At 57.4% G+C, this 18,296-nt stretch carries 13 protein-coding genes; 10 read left to right on the top strand and 3 right to left on the bottom strand.

Features of this window, described 5'->3' with window-relative positions; translation table 11 throughout:
• The first annotated feature begins 20 nt into the window (after positions 1–20).
• The 3 genes from AC2FNE_RS01890 to AC2FNE_RS01880 all read left to right on the top strand — a co-directional run bounded on the left by AC2FNE_RS01890 (position 21) and on the right by AC2FNE_RS01880 (position 4,536).
• Positions 21–1,427, top strand: coding sequence for an amidohydrolase (locus AC2FNE_RS01890; protein ID WP_496804665.1), 1,407 nt, complete (start codon positions 21–23; stop codon positions 1,425–1,427).
• A gap of 12 nt (positions 1,428–1,439) precedes the next feature.
• On the top strand, positions 1,440–2,825 hold the full coding sequence (locus AC2FNE_RS01885) for a M20 family metallopeptidase (RefSeq protein WP_496804664.1): 1,386 nt from the start codon (positions 1,440–1,442) through the stop codon (positions 2,823–2,825).
• A gap of 400 nt (positions 2,826–3,225) precedes the next feature.
• Positions 3,226–4,536, top strand: a complete 1,311-nt coding sequence (locus AC2FNE_RS01880) for an MFS transporter (RefSeq protein ID WP_496804663.1) — start codon at positions 3,226–3,228, stop codon at positions 4,534–4,536.
• 205 nt (positions 4,537–4,741) lie between these two features.
• On the opposite strand, the gene AC2FNE_RS01875 is transcribed toward AC2FNE_RS01880, so the two are convergent.
• Positions 4,742–5,293: a 2OG-Fe(II) oxygenase gene (locus tag AC2FNE_RS01875; RefSeq protein WP_170387162.1), complete on the bottom strand. Its 552-nt coding sequence runs from the start codon at positions 5,291–5,293 to the stop codon at positions 4,742–4,744.
• A gap of 520 nt (positions 5,294–5,813) precedes the next feature.
• Between AC2FNE_RS01875 and iadA the strand changes: the two genes are divergently transcribed.
• From iadA to AC2FNE_RS01855, 4 genes are read left to right on the top strand one after another with little or no spacing between them, the layout of a single operon-like run.
• Entirely contained in the window at positions 5,814–6,980 is a 1,167-nt protein-coding gene (iadA, locus tag AC2FNE_RS01870) for a beta-aspartyl-peptidase (protein WP_496804662.1), read from the top strand.
• A 55-nt stretch (positions 6,981–7,035) separates the two neighbouring features.
• Complete coding sequence (locus AC2FNE_RS01865; protein ID WP_170608805.1) at positions 7,036–7,926, top strand: cyanophycinase; 891 nt, start codon at positions 7,036–7,038, stop codon at positions 7,924–7,926.
• A gap of 20 nt (positions 7,927–7,946) precedes the next feature.
• Positions 7,947–10,748, top strand: coding sequence for a cyanophycin synthetase (cphA, locus tag AC2FNE_RS01860; protein ID WP_480536216.1), 2,802 nt, complete (start codon positions 7,947–7,949; stop codon positions 10,746–10,748).
• A gap of 14 nt (positions 10,749–10,762) precedes the next feature.
• Positions 10,763–12,499 (top strand): Mur ligase family protein, encoded by a 1,737-nt coding sequence (locus tag AC2FNE_RS01855; RefSeq protein WP_480536214.1) that lies wholly within the window; start codon positions 10,763–10,765, stop codon positions 12,497–12,499.
• A 501-nt stretch (positions 12,500–13,000) separates the two neighbouring features.
• Here the strand turns inward: AC2FNE_RS01855 and AC2FNE_RS01850 are convergent.
• Positions 13,001–14,314, bottom strand: coding sequence for a nucleotide disphospho-sugar-binding domain-containing protein (locus tag AC2FNE_RS01850; protein ID WP_170608807.1), 1,314 nt, complete (start codon positions 14,312–14,314; stop codon positions 13,001–13,003).
• Entirely contained in the window at positions 14,311–15,243 is a 933-nt protein-coding gene (locus AC2FNE_RS01845) for a GntR family transcriptional regulator (protein ID WP_170608808.1), read from the bottom strand. Before AC2FNE_RS01845 ends, AC2FNE_RS01850 begins: the two co-directional genes overlap by 4 nt.
• 192 nt (positions 15,244–15,435) lie before the next feature.
• On the opposite strand from AC2FNE_RS01845, the gene AC2FNE_RS01840 reads away from it, so the two are divergent.
• The 3 genes from AC2FNE_RS01840 to AC2FNE_RS01830 all read left to right on the top strand — a co-directional run bounded on the left by AC2FNE_RS01840 (position 15,436) and on the right by AC2FNE_RS01830 (position 18,244).
• Entirely contained in the window at positions 15,436–16,485 is a 1,050-nt protein-coding gene (locus AC2FNE_RS01840) for a polyamine ABC transporter substrate-binding protein (RefSeq protein WP_170608809.1), read from the top strand.
• Positions 16,486–16,598: 113 nt separating this feature from the next.
• Positions 16,599–17,453 carry an ABC transporter permease gene (locus tag AC2FNE_RS01835; RefSeq protein ID WP_496804661.1) on the top strand — a complete coding sequence of 285 codons (855 nt, stop codon included), beginning with the start codon at positions 16,599–16,601 and terminating at the stop codon, positions 17,451–17,453.
• Positions 17,453–18,244, top strand: a complete 792-nt coding sequence (locus AC2FNE_RS01830) for an ABC transporter permease (RefSeq protein WP_496804660.1) — start codon at positions 17,453–17,455, stop codon at positions 18,242–18,244. The genes AC2FNE_RS01835 and AC2FNE_RS01830 overlap by 1 nt, the downstream gene beginning before the upstream one ends.
• Positions 18,245–18,296 lie beyond the last annotated feature (52 nt).

The raw sequence follows: 18,296 nt of genomic DNA, 5'->3' as shown, positions 1-18,296 counted from the left end.
ACGAGAAGCTGGAGAGCCCCTTGAAAAACGCCGATCCGATCTGGGACCACGTCGACCGCCATCGTGATGATTTTATCGCCTTGTCAGATCGAGTCTTTGACACGCCCGAGACGCTTTATGCCGAGTACAAGTCCGTCGCCGAACATGTGCAGATGTTACGCGCTCAGGGGTTCAAGATAACAGAGAACGCAGCTGGCATTCCTACGGCCGTGATTGGCGAAGCAGGAGACGAGGGTCCGGTGATTGCCATCCTCGGCGAGTTCGATGCGCTGCCATATCTGAGCCAGGCGCCAGGTGTGGTTGAACATCAGCCGCTTGAAGAGGGCGGCAACGGGCATGGGTGTGGTCACAATCTGTTAGGGGCCGCCGCACTCTTGGCCGCGACGGCGGTGAAAGACTGGCTGGCCGAAAACGGCATCAAGGGCCGTGTGCGATACTATGGCTGCCCCGCTGAAGAAGGGGGCGCGGCCAAGACATACATGGTGCGCGAAGGACTGTTCGATGATGTCGACGCAGCCATCTCGTGGCATCCAGCGACCTTCACAGGCGTGAATGAGGCCAGATCGCTCGCAAACACCCGGATCGATTTCACTTTTCATGGAAAAGCTGCCCATGCGGCGGGTGCACCGGAATTGGGTAGGTCGGCGCTTGATGCGGTTGAACTGATGAACATCGGTGTAAATTACCTGCGCGAGCACATGCCCGACAGCGCCCGGGTGCACTACGCCTATCTCGATGCAGGTGGTGTTGCGCCGAACGTGGTGCAGGCCAAGGCCACGGTGCGCCAGCTCGTCCGCGCCAGTTCGCTACCCGACCTCGCCGATCTGGTTACGCGTGTCAGAAAGATTGCAGATGGTGCGGCGCTGATGACCGGAACGCAGGTCACAAGTCAGGTCTTTTCCGGCGTTTCAAACCTGCTTGGAAACCGTCCTTTGGAAGAAACCATGCAACACGAACTAGAGAAACTCGGACCCGTCGCCTTTGACGAGTCAGACCTCAGCTTTGCCCGTGAGATTCAGACTACATTGACCACGGCTGACATCAACACGACCTTCAAGCGGATCGGAGCTAAGCCCAAAAAGGATCTCGCACTCTGCGACTTCATCGCACCTCTTGATCGCCACAGCGATGGTGGCGAAGGCTCAACAGATGTCGGGGATGTGAGTTGGGCTGTTCCGACGGTTCAGGCTCGGGTCGCGACCTGCGCAATTGGAACGCCATTTCATACCTGGCAAACAGTTGCACAAGGCAAGGCACCCGCAGCGCACAAAGGCATGATCTACGCCGCAAAGGCAATGGCCGCGACAGCCTGTCGACTGGTTGAGGACCCGTCACGCATCGATGCTGCGCGCGCGAAGCATCAAGACCATCTGGGCGAAACGCCGTACACATGTCCGATCCCTGCAGACGTGCGACCACCTGTCTGAGGGAAAGTGAACATGACCCGCGCTGCTGCCATAGACAACGTCGCCGAATATTTTGACAGCGGTCGATTTGCAACCGATCTTAGCGAACTGGTTGCCCATGAGACGGAGAGCCAGACACCAGAGAAAGCGGCGGAACTTCCGCGCTATCTTGAAGAAGCCCTCGTTCCGCGCCTGCGCAGTCTTGGGTTCTCCTGTGCAATACACCCGAACCCTGTGCCAGATGCAGGTCCTATCCTTGTCGCTGAACGCATCGAGGACGACACAGGCCCAACGATCCTGTCCTATGGGCATGGCGACGTGATCCGCGCCCAAACCGATCAGTGGCGCAACGGGCTTTACCCGTTTCGTCTTGTGGATGAGGGCGATTGCCTCTTCGGACGCGGTACCGCTGACAACAAGGGACAACACCTCATCAACTTGGCTGCGTTGAGCTCCGTCATCGACGCTCGTGGATCACTCGGCTTCAACATTCGAATCCTTATTGAAATGGGTGAGGAGATGGGGTCGCCGGGGCTGTCGGAGTTTTGCGCCACGCACAAAGAAAACCTTGCCGCGGATGTCCTGATCGCATCGGACGGACCACGCCTTCAGTCAGACACGCCGACGATGTTCATGGGTGCACGGGGCGGCAATTCGTTCGACCTCATCGTTGACCTTCGAGACGGCGCGCATCATTCCGGTAACTGGGGCGGTTTGCTTGCCGACCCCGCGATGATCCTTGCGCAAGCCCTCTCGACGATCACCGATGTGAGGGGCCAAATCCAAATACCAGAGTGGCGGCCGACCAGCCTAACCGAAGACATCCGGCATACCCTGCGCAATTTGCCGGTAGGCGGAGATGGCGGTCCGAAGATTGACGAAGACTGGGGCGAAGAAAGTCTGACACCGGCCGAACGGGTCTTTGGCTGGAACAGCTTTGCGATCCTCGCAATGAAAAGCGGTGTCCCCGAAGAGGCGGTTAACGCGATCTCGGGATATGCCAAGGCCGCCTGTCAGCTCCGCTTCGTTGTTGGCACCGATCAAGCCGGTATCCTGTCGGCCCTTCGTCGCCACCTTGATGCAAGAGGATTTCAGATCGTTAAGATCAAACCTCACGACCGCGGATTTTTCGATGCGACGCGGACATCGCCGGAGCATCCTTGGGTGTCGTTTGTCGCGCGTTCGCTGGAAGAAACGTCTGGAAAGCGGCCACATATTCTGCCAAATCTCGCCGGTTCCCTGCCCAATGAGGTCTTTTCCGATGTGCTCGGCCTCCCAACGATTTGGGTGCCTCATTCCTATCGTGGCTGTTCACAGCACGCGCCAAACGAACACGTGTTGAAGTCGGTGTCGCGTGATGCATTGCGGGCAATGGCCGGTCTTTTCTGGGATATTGGTGACCTTGCCAGGCCACTCTGACCGCGCGCCACAAAGGCTTTCATCCATACCTGGATCGGGCGGGTATCGCACTCCCGACTTTAACTGACCGCTTTGCGGACAAAACCGACTTTTGTAGCCACGACTATTGCTCATACTGAAAGTGCTTGCATCCGCAGCGGTAGATTTTTCGGTTGAGCAATGATTTCCGGTATGCGGCCATTCTGCTGGGCCAATCCAGCCCGAGTTCAAGCTATCCTTTCGGTGTAATCAGCGTTGAAAATTGAACGCCAGCGAAGCGGGCTCCCAAAAAGAGAAAACGAAATTCCGTTTTTGAATTTTTGTAACTTGCACGATTAGCAAAAACGACATCGGGTCGCTGGCAGGAAAGATAAAATGAGGAAACAGGTTTGACTAGTTCCCAGTCCATTGAGCACTTCTCATGCACGAACGTCGAATACCAGAATGGCTTCGCCATGCGCCAGCACCCAGCGTGCGGGGATTCGCCATTCTGGCGGGAACGGAAGCGATTGCCAGGGGTATTTTGATCTCTGTCTTTCCGGTAGCGATGTACAACGCGCTGAAGGATGCGCGATTTGTATCCGAAATTTATTTCGCCATTGGCGCGGTATCACTCTTGATCGGTCTTCTGGTTCCCTACCTGATCCGGTTTGTCCCACGGAGATGGGTCTATGTGTTCGGCACTCTTTCGTACGTCGCGGGTGCGGTTGTGACGACCGTTGCGACCCCTGCTGCCGTTATTGCGGGGCTCGCACTCACAACTTTCGCCGTTGTGACGACATTTGTGTGCTTCAACGCCTATGTACTCGACCATGTTGCCAGGATTGAACTGGGACGTTTTGAGACATCGCGGCTTTTTTACAGTGCGCTGGGTTGGACGGCTGGGCCTGCACTTGGCGCGATATTGTACGAATGGTGGCGACCTGCGCCGTTCCTGATTGCAGCCGGTGCGGCGATTGTCATGCTGCTCATCTTTCTTGTTATGCGCCTCGGAAACGGCAGGCTCATCACCAGAAGCCAAAGCGCTCCCGCAAATCCGTTCGCCTATTTCGGGAGGTTTTTTGCGCAACCGCGATTGGTTGCCGGATGGGTATTCGCAGTCGTTCGTTCCTGTGGGTGGTGGATTTATGTCGTATACCTGCCCATCTATGCGGTTCAGAACGGGCTAGGCAGCCAGCTTGGAGGGATTGCTTTATCGATTTCCAATGCCGCCCTGTTTTGCACTCCACTGATGCTTCGTTTCATGCAGCGCAGTTCGGTACGCGCAGCAGTCAGAACCGGATTCCTCATGTCCGGGCTGCTGTTTCTTTTTGCTGGAGTTCCATTCGGAATCCCTGAAGTCACAATCGCATTCTTAATGATGGGCTCGATTTTCCTGATCTTGCTCGATGTTTCCGCTGGTTTGCCGTTCCTTCTCGCAGTCAAACCTTCCGAACGAACTGAGATGTCAGCAATATACTCGAGCTTTCGCGACGTTTCGGGTATTATTACACCTGGTGCCGCCTGGCTGGTTCTTCTCGCTGCACCGCTCTCTGGCGTGTTCGCTGCGGGTGGCGCAGGTTTGCTTTGGACGTGGGTTCTGGCTCGTAAGCTGCACCCCCGGTTGGGCCAGACACGCATATCTGTCGAAAGTACTTCAAAGGAAGCTGGCAAAGTTGCTTCTGATATGGTGAGCCTGCCAAACTTAGTCCATGAGAAATCAGTCGCCAGTCGCTTACCGACTGATACATAATAGAAGCCAGCCATTGAGTGACCAAAGCAACTCAGGCGTCAGTACCGTGCAGCCTCTAGGATTTAGTAGAGACGTTGGACTACAAGAAATGCCATTTCAGCGAATGTGTTAAAGGCAAGCTTAACTCTTTCGACTCTGTTTCCTACACGAAAGGAACCGTTAGCCTTGTAGTCTCGGACTCTTAATCAAACGAGTACGGAAATCATCACCGAAACGTCGGGCCATGCGCCCAGACCGTCAACGAATACCGATCACCATTCTCAACCGGTGTCACCTGATGCAACAAGAAGCTGGGAAAGATGGTCGCGCTGCCCTGATGTCGGCTGGCCGTTACAGCATAAGCGCCCGGCATTATCTCCAAGTCTCCGCCGTCGTACATTCCGGGTTTGCTGAGTTGAACGACCAGCGACAGCTTTCTTTTTCGGGCAACAGGCCCGTCGCCGATATCGGAATGCCACGCAAAATGACCACCATCTGATGCTTTATAGCAGGCAATCTGCGGACTTTCGGCGAACTCGCTCAGATCAAAGCCAAACTTGTCGGTGTTGGAGCGACGGACAACATTGATCAGGCGTGACATCACCCAATCAGAGCCTTCGACGTCGTCCAGCCAGGTCACATCCGCTCTGCGCAGATTATGATCCTTGTTTTGCCCGACAAGCAGAGCCTCGTTCGCCGGGGCTTTTTGTGATGCAGCAACAATCTGCTCACATTCCCGCGCGGTAAATGCACCGGGAATCGAATGAACTTCCAGCATTCTTTACACCATTTTTGATTGGTACTGGATTTTGCCAAAACGCACAGATGGCGCTACGCTGTTTTCGACCTAAGAGGCTGAAAGCGACGTAATTTTTCTACAATCTCAATTGTTTTGGGTCCAGGAATCCGGATTTGGAATTCACCCTAGACGTTCTCGGATCCCAAACGGTATACGATGTGCGGCTATCGCCTGCTATTGGACCTTTCAGCGAATTGCATAGGTTTATTCCACGCTGGCTTAAGGTCATTGCGATGGCGCGTACCGTGATGGTCGCCCGGGAGAAAAGCGGACATTCGGCTGTTCCGCAGCATAAGACAGATTGGGCTCGGAGCAACCGTTCGCCGCAACCCTTAAACACGACTGCTTCGCGGACAACCTTGCCATCCGCTTCATTTTTCTCATTGTCTGCTAGTGGCGTACGACCGACATCTACGCTTTCCCCGAAAAAGGGGATGGTTCTTCTGCTGCCATTTGGTGCAAAGAAGGACGTCTTCGCTCCTACTGACGGATTTGCAACGTGTTGAAGCTCATCAAGAATGCGCGCCTCTATTCACCTGAACCTGTTGGTTTGGGCCATATTCTCACTGCGGGTGAACGCATCATTTACCTCGGCAGCAATAAACCCGAATTGCCTGACCAGCTTCAGGCAGAGATCATTGACGTCGAAGGCGCAGCGGTTGTTCCGGGTTTTATTGATGGGCATGCGCATATAACTGGCGGTGGCGGTGAAACCGGACCAGCCAGTCGGGTGCCGCCGCTTGTCCTGTCCTCTTTCACGCGTGCCGGTGTCACTTCAGTCGTTGGAGTATTGGGCACGGACGATCTGACCCGCAACACGCAGACGCTGGTGCAACAGGCCTATGGGTTGCGCGAAGAAGGACTTTCAGCCTGGTGTCACACCGGTGGCTATCACGTCCCACTGACCACCCTCACCGGTTCAGCCCGTGGAGACATTGTGTTCCTTGATCCGGTCATCGGTGTTGGGGAACTGGCGATCAGTGATCACCGGTCGAGCCAACCGACATTGGACGAGTTTCTGCGGATCGCAAGCGAAGCGCATGTCGCAGGCCTGATGACTGGCAAGGCGGGGATTGTGCATTGCCATATGGGAGATGGCGAGCGAGGGCTGTCAATGTTGGAACAAGCTATCGCGACCTGCGAAATCCCCGCACGCGTCTTCAATCCAACCCATGTCAATCGCAACAAACCACTCTTCGAACAGGCCGTGGCGCTAGCACGGCACGGATGTTACATCGACGCTACCGCATTCCCCTGCGGACATGTCGAGCCGGGCATCTCTGCTACTGAGGCCTACATTCAGTTTCGCGATTTGGGCGGTCACGCCGACCGGTTCACCATCAGCTCTGACGGTGGTGGCTGCCTGCCCGCCTTTGACCATGAAGGCAATCTGACACGGTTTGGTGTGGGTTTGTCGGACACTTTGCCGGACACGCTGCGCGAACTCACCAACAGAGGAGTACCAATGCCCGAAGCTCTGGCTCCGCTGACCTCAAATGTCGCCGACCTGCTGAAGCTGCACCAAAAAGGTCGTCTGAACGTGGGTATGGACGCTGATTTGGTCGTTCTTGACGAAAACACTGCCGTGCGGCATGTGATGGCCCGGGGGGAATGGCATGTACGCGACGGCCAGATAGCCCGACGCGGCATGTATGAACAGGTTTGAGCGTCCGCGCGGTCCCCGGTGGCTGCCCGCTATAGCACCGGAAGGTAGTTAAGATATGTGCCCTGCACCCGTTGATGCAGAAACCCCGCGCGGGTTCATCATTCCGATCGGCGGCGGTGAAGACCGCGTCAAGGAAATGCAGATTCACCGAAAGTTCGTAGAACTGTCCGGCGGTGCCGACGCTGATATCATCGTAATCCCAACAGCCTCGATGCTGGAAGAAACCGGACCGGACTATAACCGCATCTTTTCCGAGCTTGGTGCAGGCAAGGTTGAATTCCTGCCTATCTCGCGCCGCGCCGATTGCGACAACCCGGATTACGCGGGGATGCTGGATCGTGCTACCGGAATTTTTATGACCGGTGGGAACCAGTTGCGCCTGTCAGCGATTCTTGGAGGCACGCTGGTCGCCCAGAAAATCCGGCGCCGAAACGCGGCAGGGGTGCCGGTTGCAGGAACATCGGCCGGTGCTTCGATCATGTCCGAGCATATGGTAGCAGGTGGCAGCAGCAACTCTGGTCCAGCCGAAGGTAACATCACGCTGGCTCCCGGTATGGGTCTGACCAACGCCGTCATCATTGATCAGCACTTCACCCAACGCAACCGCCTGGGTCGATTGCTAACCGCTTCATCTTTTAACCCTTTTCTAATCGGATTGGGCGTTGACGAAGACACGGCGGCCTTCATTGGGCCCGATAACGTCTTTGAAGTAATCGGCAGCGGAACGGTTACCGTGGTGGATGCCAGCCATTTGACCCATTCTTCGATGTGGGATGCCCGTCGCGGCGAAGCACTCAGCCTTCTTGGACTTCGGCTTGACGTTCTGGGTGAAGGGTGCCGTTATGATCTGACGGCTCGCCAGGCTTTTCCGCCGGATGAGCATATGGCGTTCTGCACATTGCCGGATCTGTCCGAGGATGAGGCCGCCAGCGGAGGGAAACAATAAGCTAACCAACGGGGAGCCTCATGAAAATAATCTCGACCAATGTCTTTGTCGGCCCGAATGTCTGGGCAAGTTTTCCGGTCATTCGCCACGTCATTGATCTGGGCGTTCTGGAAGATTGGCCTTCGGCCAAAATTGGTTCCGAGTTTATTGATGCATTGACCCAGGCCCTTCCCGGTCTGGCGGAACATGGCTGTTCCTACCGCGAACCCGGTGGTTTCATCCGCCGATTGCGCGAAGATGAAGGCACTTGGCTTGGTCATGTTTTGGAACATTGTGCCATCGAAGTGCAGAACGTGGCCGGTTCGGATGTAACCTTTGGCCGCACGCGCGGCACAGGCGAACCCGGCCAATACAACATGGTTTACGAATACCGCCAGCGCGATGTTGGTTTGGACGCAGGCAAGCTGGCAATGCGGCTGCTGATGCATCTATTGCCGCAATCCCTCAAGGAACAGGTGGACTACGACTTCGACCCGGAATTCAACTGGGATGACGAGTTGCGTAGCTTTGTGCTGCGGGCGCAGCGCAAGGAGTTTGGTCCCTCTACCGGCTCATTGGTTAAGGCCGCGCAAGAGCGTGACATCCCTTGGATCAGGCTGAATTCTGGGTCACTGGTTCAGTTCGGGCACGGCAAATACCAGAAACGCATTCAGGCAACCATAACCTCTGAGACCAAGCATATCTCGGTCGAGATTTCCTGCGACAAGGAAGACACCCACAATCTGCTGAACGATCTGGGCCTGCCTGTGCCGCAGCAACGCATGGTTTATTCCGCGCGTGAAGCCGTGCGCGCCGCCGCACGGATCGGGCACCCGGTGGTGGTCAAACCGCTCGATGCCAATCATGGGCGTGGTGTTTCGATCAACCTGAACTCGGATGAAGAGGTCGAGGCAGGCTTTGCCGAAGCCAAGGAACATTCCCGCAGCCGCGCCATTCTGGTGGAAAGCTTCATCACCGGGTTCGATCACCGGATGCTGGTGGTGAACAACAAGCTGGTCGCTGTAGCCAAGCGCGTGCCGGGCCATGTGGTAGGCGATGGCACGCACACGATTTCCGAACTGGTTGACATCGTGAACCAGGACCCGCGCCGTGGCATCGGGCACGAAAAAGTGTTGACCATGCTTGAGATTGACAATCAAGCCAACCGCCTGATGGAGAATGCGGGCGTTAACGAAGAGACCGTTTTGCCGGATGGCGAAGTTTTCTATCTCCGTTCGACGGCGAACCTGTCGACTGGCGGCACGGCCATTGATCTGACGGATGTGGTGCACCCTGACAACCGTGACATGGCCGAGCGTGCCATCATGGCCGTCGGGCTGGATGTGGGCGGCGTCGATTTCCTGATCGACGACATCACCAAATCCTACAAGGATATCGGCGGCGCGATTGTCGAGGTGAACGCCGCCCCTGGTTTCCGGATGCACGTGGCACCGTCCGAAGGTCAGCCGCGCGACGTGGCGGGCAAAGTGATCGACATGCTGTTTCCGGCCACCGAGGAAACCCGCATTCCCATCGCGGCAATCACCGGAACCAACGGCAAGACGACCACTTCAAGGATGTTGGGGCACATCATGAAAACCAGCGGCAAGACCGTTGGCATGACCTCGACCGATGGCGTTTATGTTGACGGCAAGCTGAGCGTAAAGGGCGACATGACGGGACCTAAGTCGGCACAGATCGTTCTGCGCGACCCGGCTGTCGATTTTGCGGTGATGGAAACCGCACGCGGCGGACTTGTGCGCTCGGGTCTGGGCTATCAGCGCTCGAACGTAGCGGCCTGCCTGAACGTCTCGGCAGATCATCTGGGTCTTGGCGGCATCAACACGGTTGAGGAACTGGCCGTTGTCAAACGCGTGGTGGTGGAAAGCGCCACCGACACGGCAGTTCTGAATGCCGATGACATCAACTGTTTGAAAATGGCCGACTATGCCGGTGCGGATCAGATCTTTTATGTCACCACCAATCCGGGGCACAGCCTGGTCAAGGAACATATCAAGGCAGGCGGCAAGGCAATTGTGCTTGAAAAGGGCATGAATGGTGACATGCTGACCATTTATGACAACGGTCTTCATATCCCGGTGCTGTGGTCGCATCTGATCCCAGCGGCATTGGAAGGCAAGGCCATTTTCAACGTCCAGAACGCGATGTTCGCCGCCGCGATGGCCTATAGTTTCGGAGTGGATCTGGACAATATCCGCCATGGGCTGCGCACCTTCGACACCAGCTATTTCCAGGCACCCGGGCGGATGAATGTCTATGACGAGCATCCCTTCAAGGTGATCCTCGACTATGGCCACAACCCTGCCGCGCTCAAGGCGATGGCGGCTCTGGCCGATCAGTTGGAGGTCAAGGGCCGAAGGCTGTGCGTTGTTGCGATGCCCGGCGACCGGCGCGATGAGGATATCATCGACGGGGCCGCCGCATTGGCCGGGCATTTTGATCATTTCATCTGCAAGGCAGATGACCGCCGCCGGGGCCGTGGACACGACGAAGTACCGCAAATGATGCGGCAGGCCCTGATCGACAACGGCGTCGATGATGCCGCGATCACGATCATCCCGGATGAGGTCGAAGCGGTGACTGCAGCGTTGGAACAGGCCGCACCGGGCGATCTGCTGGTGATTTTCGGTGATGACACAACGCGCTGCTGGAAGCAGATCATCTATTTCAACTCCGATAGCGAAGCGCCGGTCACAGAGGCTGCGCCGGTGGCAAGCCCCATCGACACCTCGTTCGAGGACATGTTCGAAAGCGACCAGAACCTGATCCGGGATGCGCGCGGCGTGCGCCTGGCCCGCGACATCAGCGAAGACGCGGATTAAGCGGGGGTACCGGAATGGACCGGATCGAAGAGCTTGAAAACGCGCTGACAATTGAAAGCGCGTACGCCGATCATATCCGGGTAGACGATGCCCGACGCTTGACCGGGCCGGGACTGTTGTGGAACCGCCCCGGCGCGGTGATGGATGTGTTTTTCACCGATACCGGCACCGCGCAGGTCACTGCTTTGTGGGAAAAACACGCGCGCCGCGTGCTGGACGCACTTGGCTGGCAGGATCAGGACGTAACCCACCGCAGTTTCACCGGTGGCGTCAATCTGGCGATTTCAGCACCGATGGATCAGCTCTATTCCGCTATCTTCGCGGTGCAAACCGTCTGGCATTTCTGTGCTGCCGAACTGTTGGCATCCGAGCCCGGCGATTTCGATCAGATGGTTGCGGATGTCAAAAGCGTTATGGAGAAGGAAGCCAATCCCGCGCTGATCGCCCTGATTGCGGCAGCAGAAGCGCATGGTGTGGATATCCTGTGCGATGATGACGAAGTGTCGATCGGGCACGGTACTGGCAGTCAGACCTGGCCGGTCGATGCGCTGCCTACCCCCGATGACTTGGACTGGTCGGCTCTGCACAATATCCCGGTGGCCTTCATAACCGGAACCAACGGCAAAACAACCACAACCCGTTTACTTGAGGCGATCGCGCGCGCTTCGGGCAAGGTTGCCGGGCTGACCTCGACCGAATTTGTGCGGGTGGGAGACGACATTCTCGACCGTGGCGATTATTCCGGCCCCGGCGGCGGGCGAATGCTGTTGCGTGACAAAAGGCTGGAGGTCGCCTGTCTGGAAGTCGCGCGCGGAGGTATCCTGCGCCGGGGTCTGCCGACCCGCGCGGCAACGGCAGCGGCGGTCACCAATGTGGCAAACGACCATCTGGGGCAATACGGGGTCAACACGGTGCCGGAACTGGCTCAGGCCAAATTCGCCGTGCATCGCACGCTGGCCGAGGGTGGCGTGCTGGCACTGAATGCCGATGACTTGTATGTCCGCGCAGAAGCGGAAAATACATCCGCAAATATCTGGTGGTTCTCGCTGGATGCGCAGAACAACCTTGTCCGTCAGGCGCGTGATGCGGGCAAGTGCTGCGCCTATGTGCAGGAGGGAGATATCGTCTTTTTCGACGGTGCGGTCGAACAGGTAGTCATTGCAGTTTCCGATGTTCCCCTGACCATGGGCGGCGCTGCGAAATACAATATCCTGAACGCGCTGGCGGCCCTGTGCCTTGCCTTGGCACTGGACTTGCCCGTTCAGGGGGCTCGGGATGGGTTGGCCGGGTTCAAACCCGACGCCAAGGACAACCCCGGACGCTGCAACGAGTTTAGTTACAATAATGCGCGTGTTTTTGTGGATTTTGCTCATAACCCGCACTCGATTTCGGCCGTTTGCGATGCGCTGTCAAGCCTACCGGCGAAACGGCGTTACATTATGCTCAGCCATGCTGGCGATCGGTCGGATCAGGATATTCGGGACGTTACCGCGACGGCGTTAAATTTCCAGCCCGACGTGGTCGTCGCAGCCGAACTGGAAGGGTATTTAAGAGGTCGCGAATTGGGAGAAATCCCGGACCTGATCAAAAAATCCGCCTTAGAACAGGGATATGACGCGCAACAAGTCCTGAGAGCATCTTCGCCCTCTCTAGCTGCCTCGATGATATTGGAAAAGCTGGAACCGGGTGATCTTGCCTTGCTGTTGGTTCTGTCCGAACGCGACGCCGTGCTCGCGATGCTCGACGGATAAACAGAGCCGGGTGCCGGTGTCACGCAGTTGTAGCTAGCACACGGCGATGTAAGCGCGCGCAAATGCAAACAGGCAGGGAAGTATGCACCAAAAATGTTGCACCTTCGACCTGAGACCGATCGGAGGCGGACTACGGTGCAGAACCCGCCAAGTGATCGTTGCGCAGTATCCGGTACTTTGGGCTCAGTGGAGACTTTGAGTGAATTCCACTCAACGACCGCAGTGCGGACAAAGGGTGAGTTCGCCGCGCTTTCTCCAATGGCAGCTTGCTGCCGGTCTTGGACGTAGTTCAGCGCAGTCATAAGTTTGAGATTGCCAGACATCATTAATTTCCCGAACGATGGCATGACCGATAATTGCCTGCGTGACGACGCGCCCCGATTGTGTCGGGAGTTTGAGCTCCATTCCTTCGCCTGCGGTTGTTCCACCGATGCACTTTTTCCGGTTCGGTAAAGAATGTTGCACAGTCTTACCGTGAAAAAATTGAGGGCGAATACAGATTTATTGGTTGGCGGTAGAAGCCCAGACGTTTTCTTCGAGCTGCACTGAATCCAAGATCTTGTGCGCGGCTTTATCAGTTCCTGAATTCTCGTTCATCTGCCTGGATACCTCGACCAGTCGATGGCGCATATCTACATCGCTAAGCAACACTGAGATTTTGTGTCGGAGAAATTCGTTCGACCAGTCCTTGCGATCAATCCGATGCCCGAGGCCCGTTGCCTCGGCACGTTGTGCGTTGTCATGTCCGTCCCAGCAATAGGGGAGTATCAGGGACGGAACTCCGTAAAACAGTGCTTCGCAAAAACTGTTGTTGCCACCGTGATGAATAAATAGCGCCGCCTGTTCAACAACAGAAGGCTGCGGGAACCAGTCGCCCAAATGAACGTTGTTCGGAATGTCACGGTAGGCTTCCAGAAAGCCCCCGACATTGACCAGAAAACGCGCAGGGATCGTGGCGAAAACGTCGATCATGCGCTTGATCAAATCCGTGTCGATTGCCCCCAGCGACCCGAAACTCATGTATACCAGCGGTCCGTCGCTTGCAGGGAAGCGGGGCAGTTCGTACGCGCTTTCAAGGCGTACGCAACCTTCTAAAAACACGAACTTATCTTCGGGTAGGGGAAGTTTCCGGTCAAACCGCACTGACCTGGGCGAGAGCAGCAGATTGAGGGTCGGCGAAGTTTCCAGGAATATCCCCGCCGGCAAGGCGGGCAGCCCATGCGCCTTGCGGAATTCGTTGTAACGACGGTGCACCGACCGAGTATGTTGCAAATAAGCTCTTTTAAATGTCTTGCAAGCCGCATCATCCCCAGGTGACAGGCCGGAAAGGTAAGGCGGCACGTTCGGATCAGGGATTTCAGTCTCTGCACAGGACACGATGCGGATCCAGGGACAGCGTGCCTTGGCGATAGCGGGGAACATGACAACATTGTCGAGCACGATCGCATCGGGGTCGATCCGCTCGAGGATCGCGGCAAGCTTCTCCTCGGCGGTGATCGCGGTGTCGACAATGGCCTCCCAGGTTGGGGTGACGTAGGCAGGAAGTTGATCAAGCGGGTTCAGGTTGAAATGCGGTAGGTGGGTATTGATGAACTCCTGCCAGTAGTCCTCAATCGCACCGACATTATTATTAGCGTTCTGCGGCAGGTGATACTCCCTGAAGCCATATTCCGCAAATATCCCGGTGAACCCTGCATGACAGATGAAAACCGGGTTGGCACCGTTTTCCTTGAGCTTTTGCGCGATCCCGACGCAGTTGAGAGCTGCGCCGAAGCTGGCCTCGGGAAAGAAGGCGATTGTCGGTGGTTTGGTCACGTGCGGACCCCTTTCAGCAATGGCGGGATACCGCGATTGGCGGCTTCGGGCCGGCGGATGCGGGAGCGGCGCAAATGCACAGTCATCTGATCGGCTGCAAGATCAAGCTGGTTGCGTTCGAGGCTATCGAGGATTTCCAGGTGCTCGATCATCGCCTGTCTCAGACGGAACCTGGGGATCACGCCACCCTTATGGGTCGCGTTGCGCAGCCGGTGATGGGCCAGCAGCGTGCCCCTCAGAAAACGGTTGCCCGACCCCTCTGCGATCAGGCTGTGAAATTCGAAATCGATCCGCTGGAACACGGCGGCGGTTATGCGGTCTTCGTCACTGCCGAGGAGATTTTCCATCTGGTTGCGCAACAGTCCCGCGCGGTTGCTGTCGATGTTGAAACCCGGTGCGAGCACTGCCTGCGGCTCGGCCATGAGACGGAAATCGAAGCTTTCGTCGATGGCATTGAGCGAATCGACCATGGGCTGAAAAGCCCAGGCGCGGCCGGGCAATTGGGTAACAATGCCATCCTTTGATAGTACTTTTAACGCATTTAGTACTGCATTGCGTGATACCGCATAACGCCGCACCAGCGCACTGACAGACTGCACGTCACCGATGCGCCGTTCGGCCCGGTCCGACAGGATCCGGTGCGCCAGTGAATCCTCGGCGACTTCCATACGCTGCAGGGCCTTGGCGGCCTGGCTGGCGGACCCGATGTTCAGGAAATATCCCTCTTCCTGCCGCCATCTTAAAATATCATTTTCTTCCAGTATTTTGAAAGCCGACCTGATGGGCGTTCGCGACACGCCGCAGGCTTCGGCAAAGGTCTTTTCCGCCAAGTGGTCGCCGGACTTTAGGCCGCGCTCCAGGGCAATGCTGAGAACCTGCTGTGCAAGCGCGTAGTGGTTGGGTCTGGATGTTCGGCGGGCTCCGGCCATTTTCTGCGCATTTCTCCCGATCCTGATTGTCGCGACCCGTGGGCCGCAATTACGAACAGCGAATACAGTTTGACGTACTTTTCATAGTAATAATACTGTAATGCATGGCGGTTCGCAATATCCGCCTGCGACATGACCCCGAGTGCCCCGCATCTCAAAAGGGCGACCGGTGGCAACAGATGGAGGATTGGAATGAACCGAAAAAACGCGATCCGTAGAACGATGCTGGGCGCCGGGCTGGCCTGTTGCGCAAGCGCGCTCATGGCCGGGGAACTGGTGGTGTCCAACTGGGACGGGTACATGGCGCCCGATGCGATTGACAGCTTCAACGCGGCCAGCGGACACGCGGCCGAGCTGGTTCTGCACGGCACCAACGAAGAGATCATGGGCAAGCTCATCGCGTCGAAAGGTAAGGGCTATGACGTGGTCTTTGTATCCTCGCCTTTTGCCGAGGTGCTGCACAATCTGGGTCTGGCGGAGGATCTGGATCACGCCAAGATCCCCAATATCTCGAACCTCTACGCGCAGGCGACCGAGCTTGAACACGACCCGGGTAATGCCTTTTCGGTTCCCTATGCCTGGGGCACGACCGGGCTGTGTTACCGCTCGGACCTTGTAAGCGACACGCCCGATAGCTGGATGGACCTTCTGACCCCCAGCGAGGATTTAAGCGGCAAGACCACGATGCTGGCCACCGATCGCTGGCTTTTGGCGGCGGGGCAGCTGGCCAAGGGTTATTCGGTCAATGAAACCGACCCCGACAAGCTGGCCGAAGTGCGCGACCTCTTGATCGACGCCAAGGGCACGCTTCTGGCCTATGACGACACGACCTTCTACGCCAAGCTGGTGTCGGGCGAGGCCGAGCTGGTTCATGCCTGGGACGGCTGGTGCAACTATGGCATCGCCGAGAATGCCGACATCAAATACGTGATCCCCGAAGAGGGCTCGGACCTCTGGGTCGACACGATGGTGATCCTGAAAAGTTCCGAGAACAAGGATGCGGCCTATGAGTTCGTGAACTTCATCCTCGACCCCGCGAACCACGGCTGGGCGGCCGAGAACATCCTCTACAAGGTGCCGAACGAGACCGCGATGTCTGGGCTTTCCGAGGATTTCATCGCGCAATTCCCGAATATGGGCATCGGTCCGGATGAGCTTTTGGGGTACGAGCAACTCCGGGATGTGGGTGAGGCGCAGCGCGACTATTCCCGCACCGTGTCCGAGATCAAGGCGGCGAACTGATCCGGCCCAAGCGGCACGCCCGACCCGGCACGTCACGATGACCGGGCCGGGCCCCCGCCCTGATCCCTGAAGGCCAGCATTTGCCGCCCGCGCGGCAGGACCCGGAACATCCGATGACCGACCGCAAACCCCTTTACCTAATGTCGCCGGCGCTGGCCTGGCTGACCGCGTTCATGGTGGTGCCGTGCCTCCTGATCCTGGCGCTGGCCTTCTTTCGGCGCGGTATCTATGGCGGTATCGAATACACCTTCACGCTGGAAAACATCGCATTGGTCTTTGATCCGCTTTATGCGGGCATCTTCTTGAAATCCGCAGGCATCGCGGGCCTGTCGGCCCTGATCGCCGTCATCGTCGGCTATGCCGCCGCCTATGCGATTGCCGCCGCGCCTGCCCGGCGCCAGCCGGTGCTGCTCTTTTTCGCGGTCCTGCCCTTCTGGTCGAACTACCTGGTGCGCACCTATGCCTGGATCGTGCTCTTGAACCGCGAAGGCCTGATCGCTTCGATGGCGCATTGGCTGGGCTATGACGGTGAATTGCCCAAGCTGCTCTATACCGAAAGCGCCGTGGTTGTCGGCCTCGTTTACAATTACCTGCCCTTCGTGATCCTGGCCTGCTACGCGCCCCTGTCGCGCCTCAACCCCGAGATTGCCGAGGCCTCGCGCGATCTGGGTGGGTCGGGCTGGACAACCTTCCGGCGAGTGACCCTGCCGATGACCTTTCCGGGCGTGGCCACTGGGTTCGTCTTTGTCTTCGTGCTGTCGATCGGCAACTTCGTGACGCCCGCGCTCTTGGGCGGCGGACAGTTCCAGATGATCGGCAATCTGGTCTATGCCCAGTTCCTCACCGCCAATGACTGGCCCTTCGGCGCAGCGCTGTCCATGTTCCTGATTGCGATCATGATGGGGCTTCTGACACTGCAGACTTTCGCCACCGAGCGCGCCTCGTGCGCCCGTCCGGAGGCAACGTGATGCGCGCTCAAGCCAATCCCCGCCTCATGCTGATGATCCTGTCGGCGGTATTCGCGTTTCTCTATATCCCGATCTCAGTGCTGGTGGGGCTGTCATTCAACAAGGGCGGGTTGCCCACCGCCTGGACGGGATTTTCCACCAAATGGTATGGCGAGCTTCTGCGCAACAGCGACGTGATGGGGGCCGCGTTCAACACGCTCATCGTCGCGCTGGTCTCTACCGTGCTGGCCACCATCCTTGGCACATTGCTGGCCATCGGGGTCGAGATCCGCCGTCGCAAAGGCCGGTTCATCGAAACCATCATCTTTGCCCCGATGATCATCCCCGATATCGTGCTGGCGATCGCGCTCCTCAGTTTCTTCTCGCTGCTCGACGTGACGCTGGGCCTGCATACGGTGATCCTGAGTCACGTGGTCTTCAACCTGGCCTTCGTCTGTTCGGTGGTCCGCGCACGGCTGAAAACCTTCGACTGGTCAGTGGTCGAGGCCTCGACCGATCTTGGCGCCTCGACACCGGTGACGCTCTGGCGGATCGTGTTGCCGGTGATGCTGCCCGCAATCATTGCGGGCGCGCTTCTGGCCTTCACGCTCTCGGTCGATGAATTCATCATCGCCTTTTTCACCGCCGGGGCAGGGCGCGATTCCATCACACTGCCGATGCAGATCTTCGCGATGATCCGGTTCGGCGTGACGCCCGAGATCAACGCGCTGGCGACTATCGTGATGGCGGTCTCGGTCATCGCGCTGGCTCTTTCGCAACGGCTCAACCGCGGGGGGCTTCCGGGGCAATGACACTGCTTTCCCTGCGCAACATCCAGAAACATTTCGGTGCTGTCCGGGCGGT

This window comes from Ruegeria sp. YKSD179 (assembly GCF_059612885.1).
The sequence above is the reverse complement of the archived record's forward strand: the minus strand, read 5'-3'. Positions and strand labels throughout refer to the sequence as shown.